This is a genomic window from Curvibacter sp. T50 (assembly GCF_057219955.1).
Genome location: NZ_JBXVVU010000001.1, coordinates 1,291,135 through 1,309,807, shown reverse-complemented (window position 1 = coordinate 1,309,807; position 18,673 = coordinate 1,291,135). Strand labels below are relative to the sequence as shown.

Genomic DNA, 18,673 nt, shown 5'->3' with positions numbered 1-18,673 from the left:
TTATTCCTTGGGGATGTACCCGGTGATTTCGAGGCCATAACCGGTCATGCTGGGCATGCGACGGGGTTGCCCCATGAGTTTCATGCGCTGTACGCCGCAGATGCGCAAAATCTGCGCGCCGATGCCGTAAGTGCGAAGGTCCATGCGGCCTCGCTGTGGCGCCTGGCTGGCCTGCGCCCGTCCTTCAAACTGCGTCAGCAACTGCTCGGCGCTCTCGCCGGCGTTGAGCAGCACGGCCACTCCCTGGCCGCGTTGGGCCAGGTAGGCCAGGCTGCTGTCCAGATCCCAGGAGTGCATGGTGCGGCCGGTCTCCAGCAGATCGAGGACGGAAAGCGGTTCGTGCACCCGCACCGGCACCTCGTCGCCGCTGGCCCAGCGGCCGCGGACCAGGGCCAGATGCACACCCTGGCTGGGTTTGTCGCGAAATGCATGGGCGGTGAATTCGCCATGGGCGGTTGCCAGCACGCGCGAGCCAACTTTTTCGACCAGCGACTCGGTGCGGCTGCGGTGGTGAATCAGGTCGGCGATGGTGCCGATCTTCAGCCCATGTTCGGCGGCAAAACGCTGCAGGTCCGGCAAGCGGGCCATCGTGCCGTCGTCATTCATGATTTCGCAGATCACGGCGGCGGGCGCGCAGCCCGCCATGGCTGCCAGGTCGCAGCCGGCTTCGGTGTGTCCGGCCCGCATGAGCACACCACCATCCACCGCCTGCAGCGGGAAGACATGGCCGGGCTGCACCAGGTCGTCGGGCCGCGATCCGGTGGCCACCGCCACCTGTACGGTACGCGCCCGGTCGGCCGCGGAAATGCCGGTGGTGACGCCTTCGGCCGCCTCGATGGATACGGTGAAGGCCGTGCTGTAGACGGTACCGTTGCGCGCCGCCATGGGCGGCAGGCGCAGGTATTCGCAGCGTTCGCGGGTGAGGGTCAGGCAGATCAGTCCCCGGCCGAAGCGGGCCATGAAGTTGATGGCTTCGGGGGTGACATGGTCGGCAGCCAGCACCAGATCGCCTTCGTTTTCCCGGTCTTCTTCGTCCACCAGGATGACCATGCGGCCGGCACGCAGATCGGCAACGATGTCATCGGTCGGGGAAATGGGTGCAGGGGGGCGTTCAGTCATGTCAGGGCTTTCGTCGGCAACTGCGGGTCGGTCGCGAGCATGCGTTCCACATAGCGCGCGATCAGGTCAATTTCGAGGTTCACCGGCGTGCCGGCCACCAGGCTGCCCAGTGCGGTGTTTTGCACGGTGTGGGGGATGAGGTTGATCCACACCTCGCAGCTGTCGGCGCTGTCAAGCACGCGGTTGACCGTCAGGCTGACGCCGTTGACGGTGATCGAGCCCTTGTAGGCAAGGAATCGGGCCAGCTCGCGCGGGGCGCGGATGCGCAGATCCCAGCTTTCGCCGATTTCGGCCATGGTGCTGACCACCCCGATCCCATCGACATGCCCGGAGACGATGTGGCCTCCCAGGCGGTCGTTGGCGCGCAGCGCTTTCTCCAGGTTGATCGGCCCGGGGCGGTCCAGCCCGGCGGTGCGGGCCAGGGACTCGGCCGATACGTCGACGGTGAACTCGCCGCCGTTGGCGTCGAAAGTGGTGACGGTCATGCACGCGCCGTTCAGTGCGATGCTGTCGCCCTGGCCCACGTCATCGAGGTAGCCAGCCGGCGCCTCGATGACAAGCCGCTTGCCGTGACTGAAAGAGCTGCCGAGGTCGTGGACGGCGGCGATGCGCCCCACGCCGGTAATGATTCCGGTGAACATGGCGCTATTCTCGCAGGGAAAACCCCAAGCCGTGCCGACCGGGCCGGCATGGACCGCCGCTCCGCGTGGCCACTGAGCCCCCTGATGGGCTTACAGCGCCGTAACGCCGGACAAAAACGGGTCCGGCGCCCCGAATCGGGCCAGTACCCTCAGGTCATCGCCCACCCGGTCGATTTGCTCGAAGCGAAGGCAATGGCCGTCCTCCAGCCGCTCGATGCCTGGCAAGCGGACCAGCGGTTGCCCCGGGCCCAGCAGGCGCGGCGCCAGATACACCAGCAACTCGTCGACCAGGGCGGCAGCCAGCAACGCGCCGCTGAGGGTGGGGCCGGCTTCGACATGCAACTCGTTGGTTTCGGACTGGCCCAGCAGTTCCATCAGAGCCGCCAGGTCAACCCGACCGGTGCCATCGGCGGGCAAACGGGTAATCTGCGCGCCGCGTGCGGCCAATGCCTCGGTCGCCGTGCCGCAGGCTGCCGTGCCGACGATACGCACCGTGCGGGGCAGGCCGAAAACGGCGGCATCCGGGGGTGTCTGCCAGTGGCTGTCGGCGATGACCAGGTGCGGCTGGCGGGGTGTTGCGCAGTGGCGCACGTCCAGGCGAGGGTTGTCGGCGAGAACCGTGCCCACGCCCGTGAGCACCGCGCAGGCCCGGGCCCGCCAGGTGTGGCCGTCCGCCCGCGCTGCCTCGCCGGTAATCCACTGGCTTGCGCCGTTGGCCAGGGCCGACGTGCCGTCCAGCGAGGCAGCCATCTTGAGCCTCACCCACGGCCGGCGGCGGATCATGCGGCTGAAAAAGCCGATGTTCAGTTCGCGACAGGACCTCGCTGCCGGGTGTTCGGGCGGCAGGACATCCACCACCACACCGGCACCGCGCAGGCGCGCCACGCCCCGTCCGGCGACCAGGGGGTTGGGGTCCAGGCTGGCCACGACGATGCGCGCTACGCCGGCGGCGACCAGCGCATCACAGCATGGCGGCGTGCGGCCGTGGTGGGAGCAGGGCTCCAGCGTCACCCAGGCGGTGCAACCGGTGGTGTCGGCGTTGCGCTGGCGGGCGTCCCGAAGGGCCATGACCTCGGCGTGCGGCCCGCCCGCCTGCTGGGTAAAACCCTCACCGATCACCGCCCCGTACCGGTCGGTCAGCACACAGCCGACCCGCGGGTTGGGGTTGCTGAGAAGCAGGGCGCTCCTGGCCAGGATGCCGGCGCGTTCAAGGGCGGGCGACTCGCCCGATGCGGCAGGGCCGACCTCGCTCACGAGTCGGAAGTCGGGCAGGTGGTTGACGGATTGGGGTCGAAAATACGCACCCTGCCGGACCGCTCGATAAACATGCAGCGGATTCGACTGGTCTTGCTGGATGCGATTTTCCAGCGGGCATTGGACGATCCGCCGATGGACGCCAGAAACCCGCTGCCGTCGTAGGCGAAGTAGTCGTTGGTGCCCGACTCCTTGGTCACGGTGACACCCGAAGGCGCTGCTGCCTCGGTTGCCACCAGGGTGTCGGTACCCGCCTGGTAGCTTTGATCCACGACGACGTCAACATACACCTGCCAGCCGTCGGCCCAGGCCGGTGGACTGGAGCAGCTGGCGGTGTCCGGATGGCAGAACGGTTGCACCATCACCCGCCGGTTGTCCTGCATCGCCCGGCTGCGGGCCTGCATGGCAGCCGTCTGCAGCGAGGTGGCCGTGGCCGCCACCTGCTGGCTGGCCATGAAATCCTGCATCGAAGGCACCGCCACCACCAGGAAAACAATGGCCAGCGCCATGGTCACGATCAGCTCGATGAGGGTAAAGCCGGCGTGGGCTGCCGACCGGCGCAAGGACCTCATGGCCAGCAGTCCTTGTTGCCGGTGACCCGTGAGCCGTTGCTGATCTTGCAGGCCTTGCCGCCGTTGCTGTCGAGCGAAAGGTGCGTGATGTTGGCCGGGTCGGCGCTGCGCATGCGCGCCTCCATCAGGACACAGTTGCCGATGCCACTTCCACAGGCTTCCGCAGAAAACTCGAAACACGCGCTCTCTGCCGCCGTGTCGCCGGAGAACTTTCGGATAACCGCACCCGAGGCGGCTCCGAAGGCGACATAGGCGTTGTACTGGGTGAAGTAACGCTCCTGCTGCTGCAAGGCCTGCATCAGGCCCGATCGACATTCCGCGCGGCGGCCTTTGGCGATCTGGTTGGTGTAGGCCGGATAAGCCACCGCCGCCAGGATGCCGATGATGGCCACCGTGATCATCAGCTCAATCAGCGTGAAGCCGCGTACGGACCGTTGAGGCATGGCAAAACTCCGAGGGATGATGCGAACCATCTTATCGTGAAGCGGCATCACTGGCGCAACTCCCGCCAGTTGACACGACCCGCTGGAATGATGATGGACTGAACGGAGTCCGTCGAAACCTGCACCGTGCCCGCGTCACTGAGTTTGGTACTGGAACCAATCACCTTCTGTTCGATGGATACGGTCCGCCGTCCGGTAGGTGAGCGCGCCGAATAGGACGTGTCATCGAGTTCCACCTGCAAGATCTTCACGACGCCAGGAATGCCGGGTTTCGCTTCGGGAGAACAACCGGGGACGGGCGCGCCAGTGACCGGATTGAGGCAATAGCGTCGTCCTGCGCCATCACCTGAACAGGTTCCCTCTGGAATTGCCGCGCTGAAAGCGATCAAGCCCAGCCCGAGGGTCGACTCGACGGCCACCCGTTCGCGGGTCTGAGGCAGGTTGAAATACCAGCCGCGGTACTTGCCCGTTCCCAGACCGAACGCGAACGTTGCCGAGCCCACCGTCACCGAGTTGCCTGACAGGGTTGCCGTCCGCTGATACAGCTTGGCTTTGGGAACGGCAAAATCCGTCGCCGTGGTTTCCAGCGAATCCCAGACGCCGTAAATGGCCTGGGTCTGCACCGTGGTGGCATCGGACGGTTCGACAAATTTGCCGGTGCCGAACAGAACCATCTGTCCCCGCTCATTGGCTTCGACAATGGCCGGTGGAATGGTGATCGGTTGTCTCGCACCCAGGCTGTCCGTGGCAACAAACAGCGGCGTCTTGACACTGCTGACCTTGAACACCGCATCGTTGAGGTTGCTGGTGCTCAGGCCCGCGGTGACGTCAAACTTCCACAGGTTGCCCTGCAGGTCGCCCGCATAGATGATTTGCGCTTCGCCCAGGGCACCGTTCAGCGCCGCCGGGTTGGACAGCCCGTTGACGATGGAGCCACTGGCATACGGCAGGCTCACCTTGAAATAGTTGGTGCCCAGCTGCCAGTTGGCATTGGCCGCCTTGTCCACACTCAGGAAGAACAAGGCCTGTTCCCCGTTGGTCTGGGTGTAGGAGTCGCTCTTGTAGTTGTTGTAGCCGCTACCCACCACGACAAACCATTTGTAGGTGGCGGGTGTGCCGGCCACCTTCAGCTTCATCAGCTGCGGCTGGGTGACGATATTGCCCATCTGCGGGTCGTCCTGGTCGGTGAACTCCCACAACACATTGGTGGTGGTGAACGACGCCGGCGCCGTGACGTCGAGCGCAAACAATCCCTGCGCACCCCCGCCCATGCCCGAGACGGCCAGGGTGCGCCAGTTCGCACCGACTTGCGCTTCGCTCACCAGCGGGACCGCATCCACATAGGGCTGGTGGGTATAGCCGGGGCGGGTCAGCTTGTTCAGGTTGGTCGCCACGGCACGGGGAATGTAGGCAAACATCTCCTTGCCGTCACTGGCGCGGAAGGCATGGAACATGCCGTCGTTGGCGCCCACATACAGCACGGCGGTGCGGCCGGAAACCGACTGGGCGAAAGCCAGATATCCCGGGCCGGTGATGGTCGGGTCCGCGCCCTGTTTGTAGACCGGGCCCGAGTTGATGATGTCGCCCATGACGCTCTTGCGGGCGCGCAAGGTGCCTCCGGTCTGACCGATTTCGTTGCTCCGCACGCCGCGCAGCCAGTTGATGCGTACATCGGCGAGGCTGTCAGTGGTACCCAGCCCGGGATTGGTGTTGAGCGAACTGAGCACGAGCGCGTCCAGGTCGTTTTTGTCCGCCACAGTGAACGGAATACCCACCATGGACCCGCTGTCCCGCTTCATGGTCAGGATTTTGCGGTCGGCCGGCCTGACGTACGGGTCCGGCGGTGTAGTGGTGCTGGTGGTGGACGCGAGGGTCAGGATTTTGCCCGCGTCCCAGACTACGGCCGAAAGTGCCTCGATGTCACCGGTGGACGTATTGAGCACCAGGCGGGTACGCTCGATGGTGCCGGTCCAGTCGCCGGCCTCGAACTTGGGCGCGAAGAAGTCGCCATCCGGGGAGTTGGCGGTAAATCGCGCCGAGCTGACGGCCGAGGTGGATGCCGCACCCCGCACGTTGGACGCCGCCTCGAAGAACTTGCGAATACCCGCAATCATTTTTGCGGCCTGGCTGGCGATGACATAACCGTCCGGGGTGTTGGGTGCGCTGGGGTCTTCCCACTCGGTGTTGTTGACCGCGCCGCCCTCGGTGCGGAACGGGTTGCCGTCGTCATTCTTGTCGACGAACCAGCCGTACTTGCCGGCCAGATAGGCCGCGCTGCGGCGGGGTTTGATGCCGCGGGGATTGGTGTCCTCAATGTCGCCGTTGCCGCCTTCGTCCACGTCAATGGTGAAGGTCTTGACCCGCACATCGCGCATGCTCATGCCGCCTTTGACGTCGGCCCGTATGGACTGGGTGTTGGCCCAGTAGGCCGCCCCGGCCCAGTAGTAGGCGGAATTGTTGGAGCCCGTGGTCTTGGTGGCCAGGTTGGTGTTGTTGCTGTTGGTATTGGGGTTGCCGGTCGTGTTCTGGGCCCGGCCTTTGGAGTCGACATAGGCGATGCTGGTGCCGGTTTCGAAGCCGGTCAGCAGGTTGGTCCAGTCGGTGGCGTCGAACAGCGTGGTGGTGCCGGGGATGGCCACCGCCGCACGGGTCAGGTCGGTGGAGGTTTCCATGGAGCTGCCGGATCGGCGATGGCCGGGCAGATGTTTGTCCCAGTGGGTGTTGACGTCGCCGATGTTCAGGATGAAATTGCTGCGCTCGCAGGCGTTTTGCACCGGGTCCTGCCAGATGGCGGGTGCTGTACCGCTGGTGGTGTAGTAGGGGAAACCGTCGGCCATGGCCGGGGTGGCCCCGTCAGTGGCCAGCGCCGTCGGCCCCAGACCCTGGAAATAGCGGATGGCCTCGTAGTACAGCTCACCCACCGGGTCCAGACCTTTGTAGTAGCCCAGCGTGCCGGTGCGGCCGAATTTGTTCAGGTAGTTGATCACACCACTGAATGCGTAGGTGGGCGAGGCATTCAGGGGATCAGTGGCGAACACGCCGGTGTTGGCGTCCCATTCCGGGTTGGCGTTGGTCTGCAGCACACCGTCCTGGTCCAGGAATTTCGGGCCGGTGAACTTCATCGGCGCCCGCAACACACCACCGTAGCGGGTACTGTCATCGGCCAGGTAACCGAAGGCCGACACCCGGGCGCGGATGTTGTAGCGCTGGATTTCGCCGATGGGTTTGTAGTTGCCATTCGGAAAGCGCTCACACAGGTCGGTCCGCGAGGTCTTTTCGGTGTCATCGCACACCTTGACCCGGGCAAACATGGCCGCCGTGGTGGTGACGGTTGCCGTACCGCTGGAAGCCACGGACACCTGATACTGGTCCGACGGAATGTAGACGTGGTAGTCGGTGCGGATGGTGTATTCGCGGTAAACGTTTTGAGGTGTATGAACGCGGAAAATGTTCTGAACTAACCACGGTTCGGCGACCGTGCGCACGTTTCCGTTGATTGTCCGTCGCGTCCCGTATCCGGTATATACGCCTGAACCACAGGAACCTGAAGCGACACTGGTGGGCGACCCACTAGCGTTAAGCGAGCCGATGAACGCCGTCGGTGATGACGTGTTCGCATTCGTGCACACGTTGATCGACGTGCTGTTGAACGTAAAAGTCCTTTGTGGAGACGACGCATTGGTGGCCGGAAAGTAGAAGTTCCGCGATGCAAAGGTTACGGTCTGGCTGCCTATCACCACCGACGGAAAGGGGGCGGTCGGTGTGGTGGTCGTCGTACCCGCGGTGGCGACATATACCGTGGTCAGGTACGCCGTCGCCGTGGTGATGGGTGACGGTGGAAGAGAGGTGGTGGTGCCGCCGGTCAGTACCGGAACCCCGGTGGTCGTCAGCGGCGGATCCGAGGTGGCCACCGTGGGCGATTCCACCGCGCTGGCCGAACTGACGGTGACCAGCGGATTGCTGATGGCCCAGGTGGTGGTGATGAAGGTGACCGTGTTGCCGGTTGGTGCCGGCGCGCCATAGGGGACGGTCACGGTGTTGGTAACCACGGTAGTGACGGTGACCGTGGCCGTGGTCGGGTTCAGATTGCCCGAGGTGCCCGGGGTGGTGCAACTGGCGCCGGCGTTGGAGGTGCCGAACCAGACCTTGTCCTGACAGCCGCCCCCGTAAACGTCGGAGCCCGTGATAAACGGCGGGATGACCCGGCCCACCATGGCCTGCGGAAAGCGTTTGGAGGGGAAATAGGTGCCGTTGTGCAGGTTCCAGCCGTTGTAGAGATAGGCGCGCTGCAGGATGGTGGTGTCAGCGGTGTCGACGGCCCGGTCCCCGCCGGTCAGTGCATAACGCAACAGGTCGATGGACGAGGTGGTGACGTAGTTCAGCGCGTTGCCGCTGTAGCGCCCGCCACCCGAGGCGGCGGTTTCGCAGTAGCCGTCGGTGTCAACGTTGCCGGTGCGCAGGAAATATTCGCCGTTGACCGGGGCGCCGACGGTGGTGTCCCGGTACTTGTAACAACCCTTGGGGTCGAAGTACCCCAGGTAGGTGGTGGCGTGGTTGTAATCCGCCTGCCGGTAGGCCGCGCCGACGGTCGGGAATTCGACCGACAGCGCCAGGGCGATGTTGATCGCCTGCGTGTTGACGGCTACCGGCCCGATGCTCAGGTCCACGGTCGGGAAGGATGGCGGTGTCTGTGCGGTGCTGCCGCCGATGACCAGCGCCGCCGCGCACACGATGCCCGGCGAGACCAGGGTTCGGAAGAATTGCAGTATGCGTCGCATCGGGGTCCCCGTTCAGTTGGTGGTGGCCACGGGTTTGGAGATCACCGCCTGCAACACCACCTGGGTTTCGGTACGCAGGCCGTAGCCGATGGCGGTGACAATGTAGGCGTCGTAGGGCTTGCCGGCGGTTGCCGACCGGTTGCGGAAGCTCAAAGCGGTTTTTTCGATGACGTACCGTGGCAGGCGCGAGGGCAAGGCGCCGCCGGTGGATGTGGCGAACTGGCTGTCGGTGACGGCGCCGCCGCTGAAGGTGGTGCGGCCGGTGAACTCGCCAAAAATGCTGTAGGCCCGATCGGCACTGGTTTCAGCCGTCTCGAAAATCGGCCGGTACACCGACAGCAGCGAGGTGGAACCGGAGGCCGGGAACAGACGGCCGCAGTAACCACGGGTGTCTGTTTCGGTGCTGCAGCCGTCGCCGGCCGGCAGCGTGCCGAACATGGCCACCCGGGTGCCCATGGAGGTGGGGCCCATGATGTCGATCTCGGCGTCGGACAAGGCCGCCTCGGCCGCCTGCAAGGCGGTCTGCCGGTCGCGGTCATTGCGGGCGGCGCGTTCGCCCAGGGTCGCCACCCGCGAGCTGACGGAGGCGATGACAAACACGATGCTCATCATGATCAGCACCATGACCAGCGCCATGCCACGCTGGCCGGCGGACCGTCCGCGCGGGCGGTGGGGGATAGGGTGTACGACGCGGGTCATAAGGCGGTGTTGCGGACGTGAAACGTGGTGGTGAAAACGCGCCGCAAGCGGGTGTCGGCGGGCGCGGTGAATTTCAGCCCGGCTTCACTGGGACTGCAACTGGCGGTGGCGGTCGCGCTCTCGCAGGTAAAGGCGCGTCCCATGGGGTAATACTCGTTTTCCGCGCTGGTGGCGCTGGCCCCCTGGCCCGAGCCGACAGGGCCGCGCAGCACCATGCCCACCCGGATGGCAACCACGCGGTTCCAGTTGGGATTGAGTGCGGGGTCATCCCATGCCGCGTCGGCACTGACCCAGCGGTCGACCACTTCGTCGGGGGTCGTGTCGGTGTCCACACCGTACATGACCTGGAAAGAATCGATCCCCTTGATCAGTTGTGTGGTGCTGAATGTCCCGCCACCCTGGCGCATGCAATAGAGCTCCGACTCTCCGCTGGCGGAATTCACCCGCACGAAAAATCCGCTGTGCCCGATGTCAGTCACGCCACTGGGGTAGGGCACCGCGATTCCCGAGCAGTCGATCATGGTCCCGTCAGCAACGAAATTGCCGCCGCTGACCAGGCCGACGGCAGGGTTGGCGGGATCGGGCAGATTCGAGCCGAAGAACCGGATGATCAAGGCGTCGCTGCCATTGACCACGTTGCTGCCGGAGTAGCTGAGACTGCCGCCGCCGGTCAGTGTCTGCGCGTTGCGGCCTTCGATGCGCCAGGTGCCACCCGGCGGGCCGGTAAATACGCTGTCCGCCAGGAGGCCTGACGCCGAAGGCGGACCGGTACGCTCCTGAAAACCCGCCTGCCGGATGGCCTGGCCGATGATTTCGAAGGCAAAACGGGCGTTGTCCTCCAGTTCCTGGCCGGCGTCCACGGTCCGGTAGCTGGAACTGGTCACGGAAAACAGCGCCACCGTGGCCATGATGACCAGCAGCATGAGCACCATGCCAACGAGCATTTCCACCAGGGTCAGACCCTGCTGGCGCAGGCGGGTGGCGACGGAGCGGATGGGCAAGGCGTTCATATGCCGTCAATTTCCTGCTGGTTGCCGAACAGGGTGATGACCATTTTCGGGCGGACGTTGCTGTTGGCATCGGTGGCGGTCAAGGTGTCGTCGCCAGTGCCGGAGGGGCCGGTTTTGGCCTCCCAGCCGAACTTGATGACCATCAGATCCCCGGTGTCGTTGCATTCCCAGCGGTACAGGCCCGCGGCCGACCCGGTGGTCTCCCGGGGCTCGGTGTCTTTGCAGACCACCGCCCGTCCGCCAGGAAGCGAGCCGATCACCCGCCGGGACCAGTCCCACACGGCCATGTTGACCATCTGCGTGGGGGTGCAGTCGGACGTCTTGCAGCGATCGGTCGGCAGGGCGGGTGGACTGCCGGTGTCAATGGTGAAGGTGTTGGTTGCACCGCCTGCCGTGGCGATGACCGACGGTGGAACCATCTGCATGATGTCGCTGTAGTCGCGCGCCAGGCTGGTGGCGATCGAGGCATTGCGGGAGAATTGCCCGGAGCGCAAACTGGCCAGCATGAGGCCGCCGGCACCGAGCATGCCCAGCGCAAAGATGACCAGCGCCACCAGAACTTCGATCAGGGTCATGCCGACCGCAGCCGCGCGGCGGCTGCGCCGGGAAGCAAGAAACGGTTTTTTTGCCATGGTGGCACTGTGCCGCAGGCTTTGGCGTTGGTCGAATGGACAGCGACGGGCGGCGGAAGTCGGGCGACAGGCGGGAGGCCAGGCCAGGGCCTCCGCCGAGGTCAGCGTCGGACCTCGTCGACCAGCGCGCGGAAGTCGTCGATGTCTTCGAAGCTGCGGTAGACGCTGGCAAAGCGGATGTAGGCCACTTTGTCCAGCTTTTTGAGCTCGCGCATCACCCATTCACCCAGGCGGCTCGACGGCAGTTCGCGGGCGCCCTGGCTGAGCATGCGTTCCTCAATGCGCTCGATGGCGCTGTCCACCTGTTCGGTGCTGACCGGCCGCTTGCGCAGCGCCAGATTGAAGGAGGCCCGCAGCTTTTCGCGTTCGTACTCGATGCGGCGACCGTCCTTCTTGACGATGGACGGGAAGTTCACTTCCGGGCGTTCATAGGTCGTGAAGCGCTTCTCGCAGGCGGCGCACTGCCGGCGGCGACGGATGGAATCGCCCTCTTCGGACACACGGGTTTCGACCACCTGGGTCTCCGCATGGCCGCAGAAAGGGCATTTCATGGCGTTCGCCCCGAGATTTCAGGCGTTTTTGGCACAAACCCAGCGTAAAACAGTCGCAGACAGCTATGAAAAAAGGAGTGTCTGCGCATCATCCCGGCCTCAGCGGTAGACCGGGAAGCGGCTGGTCAGCGCATTCACCCGCGCGCGCACCGCGTCAATATGGGCCGCATCGCGGGGGTTATCGAGCACGTCGGCGATCAGGTGGGCGGTCAGGCGGGCCTCTTCTTCCTTGAAGCCCCGGGTGGTCATGGCCGGGGTGCCGATGCGCACACCGCTGGTGACCATGGGCTTTTCCGGGTCATTCGGGATGGCGTTCTTGTTGATCGTCATGTGGGCGCTGCCCAGCACGGCTTCGGCTTCCTTGCCGGTGATGCCCTTGGCGCGCAGATCGACCAGCATCACGTGGCTCTGGGTGCCGCCGCTGACGATGCGCAGGCCGCGCTGGGTCAGGGTCTCCGCCACCACGCGGGCATTGGTCACCACCTGCTGCTGGTAGGTGGTGAATTCGGGCGCCAGCGCCTCTTTGAAGGCCACCGCCTTGGCCGCGATGACATGCATCAGCGGGCCGCCTTGCAGGCCGGGGAAGATGGCGCTGTTGATGGCCTTTTCGTGCTGAGCCTTCATCAGGATGATGCCGCCGCGCGGGCCGCGCAGGCTCTTGTGGGTGGTGGAGGTCACCACATCGGCATGGGGCACCGGGTTGGGGTAGACGCCTGCGGCGATCAGGCCGGCGTAATGCGCCATGTCGACCATGAAGATGGCGCCGACGTCGCGCGCCACCTTGGCAAAGCGCTCGAAATCGATGTGCAGGCTGTAGGCCGAGGCGCCGGCGATGATGAGCTTCGGTTTCGTCTCGTGCGCCTTGCGCTCCATCGCGTCGTAGTCGATGGCCTCGTTGGCATCCAGCCCGTAGGAGACCACGTTGAACCATTTGCCGGACATGTTCAGCGGCATGCCGTGCGTCAGGTGGCCGCCTTCGGCCAGACTCATGCCCATGATGGTGTCGCCGGGCTTCAGGAAAGCCAGAAACACGGCTTCGTTGGCGGACGCGCCGCAATGCGGTTGCACGTTGGCGCAATCGGCGCCAAAGAGCTGCTTGACGCGGTCGATGGCCAGCTGCTCGGCGATGTCGACGAATTCGCAGCCGCCGTAGTAACGTTTGCCCGGGTAGCCCTCGGCGTATTTGTTGGTCAGCTGGGTGCCCTGCGCGGCCATGACGGCGGGCGAAGCGTAGTTTTCGCTGGCAATCAGCTCGATGTGGTCTTCCTGGCGGCGGTTCTCGGCCTGGATGGCGCTCCACAGCTCAGGGTCGGTGTGCTCGATCAGAATGTTTCGGTTGTACATGGCAGTCCTTCAAGACGTGGTTCCTTGCGCGGTGACAAGGGCTGCCCAGGCGAACGGCGGAACGCGTCGGCCATTTCAGCCGGGCGGTGCGCTTCCCAGTGGTTTTCCGGCCGGTCGGGCCGGGAGTCCACGTCAGCGCCGGGCATCCATCCGATGGAATCCGGGCCTATCGCCAGTTGCGCACAGCCGCAAGTGTAACCGGCGTCGCCCATCGGGCGGGGCGGCGTTTCCGGTCAGCGCAGGTCCAGCGCGGCGACGCGCTCCGCGTCCGCCGACGACTCCGCAGGCAATTTGGCCGGGATGGGCGCGGGCAGGTTCGGTGTCAGGGTGGTGGGGGCGGGGCGTCCTTTGGCGACGGCCTGCAGCCGGGTGTGTTCGGCCAGCACTTTGGCGGTGTAGCCGCCGTCGTGCTCCAGATTGGCCGCGCCGACATAGTATTTGAGGCCGCCCTCCAGCGAGCCGGCACGCGCAATGCACTCCTGCAGCACCTTGACGCCGACCCGCAGGTTGCTGACCGGGTCGAACGCGGCCAGCCGGCCACCGAAGTGTTCGTACTTGTCGGCATGCACACCGGTCATGACCTGCATCAGGCCCTGTGCGCCGACGGCACTTTGGGCGAAGGGGTTGAAGTTGGACTCCACCGCCATGATCGCAAGAATCAGGGTCGGGTCCAGCCGGGCGCGCGCACCGGCTTCGTACGCCGCGGCAACCAGGGCCGAAAGCGGTTCGGGCGCGACGCGGTATTTGCGCGCCAGCCAGTGGGCTACAGCGGCCTGCTCTTTGGGCAACTCGCGCGGATCGGTGGCGGTGGCCCGGCCAATGGCATCAGGCTCCGGTTCCAGGCCCAGCTGGGCGGTTTGCCGTGCGGTGAGCCAGTTCATCAGCTGGGTCTCGCCGGCGAGGCGCAAGTCGGGCCGCGCCACCAGGGCAATGGCGGCGAACACCACCAGCAAGCCAATCAAGGCAAAACTGTGGTGGGTCAAGGCAATGAAGCCTTTGTGGATCAATCCTGTCCAGCGCAACTGGGGCAGGGGCATGGCGGTGTTTGACGCTGTCATAGCACTTCCTTTCTCGCATGGGGCCTGGCTCGGGGTCTGCTTTCGCAGGGGCCTGGCGCCTCGTGTGGATTGGTACGCTGTCGGCTGGGGCAACGGTTCCGGGTTCCGGATCCCGTGGATTTGCCCTTTCAGCCGACTCAGCCGGGGTCGGCAGCGGATACGGGTTGTCCCTAGGTTTTGAGGGACGGTTGGATTCTAGGCAGGGTTTTAATCACCGGTCAATAATATGAAAGCGCTCTCTAATATTAATAAGTATATAAAAAAAGCCTGTTTGCGCAGTTTTTCGCGAAAGCGCCGTATTCGTCCACCGTCTGCGGGTGAAGCAGCGTCCGCCCGACAATCCGCCTTCGTGCCGCTATTGAAATTCCTTATTGGCAGACCTGGCGGTGATGGGCTAACCTGAGGTCGCTTGGCAATGTCCGAGCATTCGGGCCTGCGGTGCTGCGGTTTCCTCAACGAAACAGTGGCAACCGAGCCCACAGACGGAGGCAATCCGTTGCCTCCCCGGAATGGCGCCCGATACCCGCGCCGCTCCGAAACCCGACGGCAAGGACCTGCGGTTCGCCGTCAAGCCCGGGTGTTGGGTGGATAACCTGGCCCCCGGGCTTTTTCACGCCCTGGTGTCTGTGGGTGACTACCCGGATGAACCGTGCGGGCCGGTGGTGGCATGATGGTTCCATGTCCGCGTCCGTACCCTCGTCAGTACCCTCGTCCGCTTTTTCGCACCGCCCCTCAGGCTCATCGCGGTGGCCGAGGTGGCTGGGTTGGCTGGCGGCTGGCTGGCTCCTGGTGTGGGCGCTGGGCTGGCTGGTGCTGCCGCCGGTGCTGCGTCACCAGGCCGAGAAGCACGCCAGTGAAGCCCTGGGTCGCGAGGTCCGCGTGGGACAGGTCGATTTCAGGCCCTGGTCGCTGGAGCTGGAAGTTCGTGACCTGTCTGTCGCCGGAGCGTCGGGTGGCGAGCCGCAGCTGCAGGTGGCGCGGATTCACGTCAATGCCGAGCTGGAGTCGCTGTTTCGCCTGGCGCCCGTGGTGCAGTCGGTCACCGTCGAATCGCCGACCGTGCGGCTGGAACGTCAGGGGGACGGGCGCTATGACGTGGACGACATGCTCAACCGCCTGCGGCGCGCGCCGGAGACCGCCGCCGCCGAGCCCGCGCGATTCGCGTTGTACAACCTGCGCCTGAGCGGCGGCACCGTCGTGTTTGACGACCAGCCGGTCGGCAAGGTCCACCGGGTCGACGCGCTGGAGGTTGCCGTGCCGTTCCTCAGCAATCTGGACGCTCACCGGGAGGTCCACACCGAGCCCTTGCTGGCCCTGCGCCTCAACGGGGTGGTTTTCGATACCCGGGCCCAATCCACACCATTCGCGCGCACCCAAAGGACCGACGCGACCCTCAGGTTCGCCGGTCTGGATCTGACACCTTACCTGGCGTATTTGCCGGCCGATCTGCCGGTCCGCCTCACCGGGGCGGTGGTGGATGCCGACCTGCGGGTGAACTTCGAGCAGGTCGACAAGCCGGTCGTGCGGATCACCGGGAAGGTCGCGGCCCGTGATGTGGCGCTGGTGGACCCCGGCCGACGGCCGCTGCTGGAGGTGGGTCGGATCGCCGTGAGCCTGTCCGACCTGCAACCGTTGGCCCGACAGGTCGATCTGGAATCCGTGGAGGTCGAGGCCCCCAGCCTGACGCTGGCGCGTGCCCGGGACGGTCGCCTGCTCATGCCGGGAAATCGCAAACCCGATCCGGAACCATCGAAAAAGATAGCAACAAGCGACGAAAATTCGCTGGGTATCGGCCAAAAGTCCTTTGAATCGTCGAAAAACACCTGGAAAGCCGCCCTGCAGCGGCTTGCGCTGCGTGACGTCCGGGTGAACTGGACGGATGAGTCCACGGTGGTCACCCCGGGCCAGCCCTCCGCCCGCCTGCAGCTGCGTGAGGGGCGACTGGAGGTTTTGGCGCTGACCTGGCCTTTGCCGGACGGCACCGGCACCGCGGCGCGCTTTGACGGCAGTGCGGTCCTGGCCGGCCCGCCGGGGGGGAAAGCGGCTTCCGGCGCATCGGCGGGTGCGGCGCTGGCGTTCGCCGGCACGGTGTCTGCCACGGCGGTTCGGACGACGGCGACCTTGGCTGACTGGCAACTGGCCTGGATCGAGCCCTATGTCGCACAGGCGCTTGTGCCCCGCCTTGGCGGCAAGCTGGCGGTGGCTGTCGCGGCCACCGTGCCGCTGGCGGCAGACGGCGGCACGGCGGAAAAGCCGTCCCTGCGGGTGGACCGCTTGCGCGCGGAACGGCTGGAACTGGTTCGCGACGGCGCCGTGCTGGCCAGCGTGCGGCAGCTGGACCTGGCCGATGCCGCCATCGACCCGGTGGCGCGGTCCGTGTCGCTGGGGCGGGTGCTGGTCGATCAACCGCGGACGGTCGTCAGCCGGGATGCCCAGGGGGAGTGGATGGCGCAGCGCTGGCTGCGGGTGCCCGACACGCCCGCTGCCTCGTCGCTTGCGCCCACCGCATCAGCCACTGCGCCCGCGTGGAAGCTGGATGCGGGCGAGATTCGGGTCGTCGCCGGCGCCCTGCAATGGCGCGATGAGGCGGCGCGGTCCCCGGTTGCGGTGGATCTGTCAGGGTTGCAGGCGCAGTTGACGCAGTTTTCCCTGGGCGGCGCCCGGCCGGTGAAGGTGCAGCTGGCGGCCCGCGTGCATGCGCCCGACCGGGAAGGGGGCGCTGTCGACTTCCAGGGGCTGGCGACGCTGAGTCCCGTGACCAGTCAGGGCAAGCTGGTGGTGGAGCGTCTGCCGGTCCATCTCTTCGAGCCGTATTTCGGTGGGGCGCTCAATGTGGACATCCTCCGCGCGGACACCGGGTTTCGCGGACAGGTGGAGGTGGCGATGCTGCCCGCCGGCCCCCGGGCGCGGGTGAGCGGCGATCTGCTGGTCGAAGATTTTCAGGCCCACAGCGCCGTGGCTGCGCTGGTCGGTGGCCCGGCGACCGGCGCGGCGACCGCAACGGCGCCAGCGGCCGTTCCGGCGCTGGGGGAGGATCTGCTGAGCTGGAAAATGCTCAGCGTCAGGGGTGTCGAGCTGTCGCTGGCGCCCGGCCAGGCCATGGACCTGGCGGTCGCCGAAACCGCCCTGGACGATTTTTATGCCCGGGTGATCCTCAATGAACAGGGGCGGCTGAATCTGCAGGACATGGTCAGAACCCCAGCCTCGGCGAGTACGGCGACCGCAGCAACCATGGCGACGACTGCCACAACAGCAACGGTGGGGACTGCCGCGACTGGCGGGAGCACCGCAGCGGGCGAGCCGACCATACGGATCGGTCCGGTCAGCCTGGTTGGCGGGCGTGTGGCGTTCTCGGACCGGTTCATCAAACCCAACTACTCGGCCAATCTGACCGAGCTGACCGGTCGGCTTGGTGGTTTTTCCACCGCCGTCGCGGCAGGCACCCCCCAGCTGGCCGACCTGGAGTTGCGCGGCCGCGCGGAGGGAACGGCTGCCCTGGAGATTCTGGGCAAGGTCAATCCGCTCGCCCGGCCACTGGCGCTGGACATCCAGGGCAAGGTCCGTGACCTCGAACTGGCACCACTGTCGCCTTACTCGGTCAAATATGCCGGGCATGGCATCGAACGCGGCAAGCTCAGTGTGGACGTCGCTTACAGGGTGCAGCCCGACGGGCAGCTCACCGCGTCCAATGCCATCGTGCTCAACCAGCTGTCCTTCGGCGACAAGGTCGAGGGCGCGCCGGCCAGCCTGCCGGTGAAGCTGGCGGTGGCCTTGCTGGCCGACCGCAACGGGGTGATAGACATCAACCTTCCGGTCAGCGGCTCGCTCAATGACCCGCAGTTTCGTATCGGGCCGATCATTTTCAAACTGATCGTCAATCTCGTGGTCAAGGCGATCACTGCGCCGTTTTCGCTGCTGGCGGGGGCGCTGGGCGGTGGCGACGAACTGTCGCAGGTGAGTTTTGCGCCGGGTAGCGCCGCGCTGGGCGACAGTGCGCGTGCGGGCCTGGACAAGGTTGCGCAGGCGCTCGCGCAACGGCCCGGCCTGCGCATGACGGTGGTGGGCACGGCACGGCTGGACATCGAACGCGACGGTTTGCAGCGCGAACGGCTGGACGCCATGGTGCGGGCCGAAAAGCGCCGGGGCCAGGTGGCTGCCGGTCTGCCGGCCGATACGCCGACTGCGGTGGTGACGCCGGCGGATTATCCGCAATGGCTCAAGGCAGTCTATCGTCGAGCGGACATTCCCAAGCCCCGCAACCTGGTGGGCCTGGCGCGTGACCTGCCGGTCGCGGAAATGGAGGCGCTGTTGCTGGCCAGTCTTCCGGTCGAGGAGGAAATGGTGCGCGAGCTGGCCACGCGCCGCGGCGTTGTGGTGCGCGACTACCTGGCCAGTCGGCAGATTTCGCCGGATCGCCTTTTCCTGGGCGCGCCCAGGACGGCGGCCGCCGCCGACGGTGGTCTCGCGGGGCCTGCGGCGCCTGACGCCGCCGGCACGGCGTCAGGCAGCCGCAAACCCTGGAGCCCCCACGCCGAGTTGAGTCTGGGCACCCGCTGAGGCGCCGGGGGGTTC

The 18,673-nt window shown here is 65.8% G+C and carries 13 protein-coding genes and 1 riboswitch; of the genes, 1 reads left to right on the top strand and 12 read right to left on the bottom strand.

Annotation, left to right across the window (positions count from 1 at the left end; translation table 11 throughout):
- The 12 genes from ribBA to AC2EBU_RS06130 all read right to left on the bottom strand — a co-directional run bounded on the left by ribBA (position 1) and on the right by AC2EBU_RS06130 (position 14,101).
- Positions 1-1,119 (bottom strand): bifunctional 3,4-dihydroxy-2-butanone-4-phosphate synthase/GTP cyclohydrolase II, encoded by a 1,119-nt coding sequence (gene ribBA, locus AC2EBU_RS06185; protein ID WP_484609489.1) that lies wholly within the window; start codon positions 1,117-1,119, stop codon positions 1-3.
- Entirely contained in the window at positions 1,116-1,760 is a 645-nt protein-coding gene (locus tag AC2EBU_RS06180; protein WP_484609488.1) for a riboflavin synthase, read from the bottom strand. Before AC2EBU_RS06180 ends, ribBA begins: the two co-directional genes overlap by 4 nt.
- Positions 1,761-1,850: 90 nt before the next feature.
- A complete protein-coding gene (gene ribD / locus AC2EBU_RS06175; RefSeq protein ID WP_484609487.1) occupies positions 1,851-3,014 on the bottom strand; it encodes a bifunctional diaminohydroxyphosphoribosylaminopyrimidine deaminase/5-amino-6-(5-phosphoribosylamino)uracil reductase RibD in 1,164 nt (387 codons plus the stop codon).
- Entirely contained in the window at positions 3,011-3,586 is a 576-nt protein-coding gene (locus AC2EBU_RS06170) for a GspH/FimT family pseudopilin (protein ID WP_484609486.1), read from the bottom strand. The genes ribD and AC2EBU_RS06170 overlap by 4 nt, the downstream gene beginning before the upstream one ends.
- Entirely contained in the window at positions 3,583-4,029 is a 447-nt protein-coding gene (locus AC2EBU_RS06165; RefSeq protein WP_484609485.1) for a type IV pilin protein, read from the bottom strand. The genes AC2EBU_RS06170 and AC2EBU_RS06165 overlap by 4 nt, the downstream gene beginning before the upstream one ends.
- Before the next feature lie 47 nt (positions 4,030-4,076).
- Positions 4,077-8,807, bottom strand: a complete 4,731-nt coding sequence (locus AC2EBU_RS06160) for a PilC/PilY family type IV pilus protein (protein WP_484609484.1) — start codon at positions 8,805-8,807, stop codon at positions 4,077-4,079.
- Positions 8,808-8,819: 12 nt separating this feature from the next.
- Positions 8,820-9,506: a pilus assembly PilX family protein gene (locus AC2EBU_RS06155; protein ID WP_484609483.1), complete on the bottom strand. Its 687-nt coding sequence runs from the start codon at positions 9,504-9,506 to the stop codon at positions 8,820-8,822.
- Positions 9,503-10,516, bottom strand: coding sequence for a PilW family protein (locus AC2EBU_RS06150; protein ID WP_484609482.1), 1,014 nt, complete (start codon positions 10,514-10,516; stop codon positions 9,503-9,505). Before AC2EBU_RS06150 ends, AC2EBU_RS06155 begins: the two co-directional genes overlap by 4 nt.
- A complete protein-coding gene (gene pilV, locus AC2EBU_RS06145; RefSeq protein ID WP_484609481.1) occupies positions 10,513-11,148 on the bottom strand; it encodes a type IV pilus modification protein PilV in 636 nt (211 codons plus the stop codon). The genes AC2EBU_RS06150 and pilV overlap by 4 nt, the downstream gene beginning before the upstream one ends.
- Positions 11,149-11,249: 101 nt before the next feature.
- Complete coding sequence (nrdR, locus tag AC2EBU_RS06140) at positions 11,250-11,699, bottom strand: transcriptional regulator NrdR (RefSeq protein WP_484609480.1); 450 nt, start codon at positions 11,697-11,699, stop codon at positions 11,250-11,252.
- Between the two features lie 99 nt (positions 11,700-11,798).
- Complete coding sequence (gene glyA / locus AC2EBU_RS06135) at positions 11,799-13,043, bottom strand: serine hydroxymethyltransferase (protein ID WP_484609479.1); 1,245 nt, start codon at positions 13,041-13,043, stop codon at positions 11,799-11,801.
- A gap of 36 nt (positions 13,044-13,079) precedes the next feature.
- A riboswitch (ZMP/ZTP riboswitch) is annotated at positions 13,080-13,233 on the bottom strand.
- 43 nt (positions 13,234-13,276) lie between these two features.
- Positions 13,277-14,101 (bottom strand): lytic transglycosylase domain-containing protein, encoded by an 825-nt coding sequence (locus tag AC2EBU_RS06130; RefSeq protein WP_484609478.1) that lies wholly within the window; start codon positions 14,099-14,101, stop codon positions 13,277-13,279.
- Positions 14,102-14,779: 678 nt separating this feature from the next.
- Here AC2EBU_RS06130 and AC2EBU_RS06125 point away from each other — a divergent pair.
- Positions 14,780-18,658 (top strand): DUF748 domain-containing protein, encoded by a 3,879-nt coding sequence (locus AC2EBU_RS06125; protein ID WP_484609477.1) that lies wholly within the window; start codon positions 14,780-14,782, stop codon positions 18,656-18,658.
- Positions 18,659-18,673: the final 15 nt, after the last annotated feature.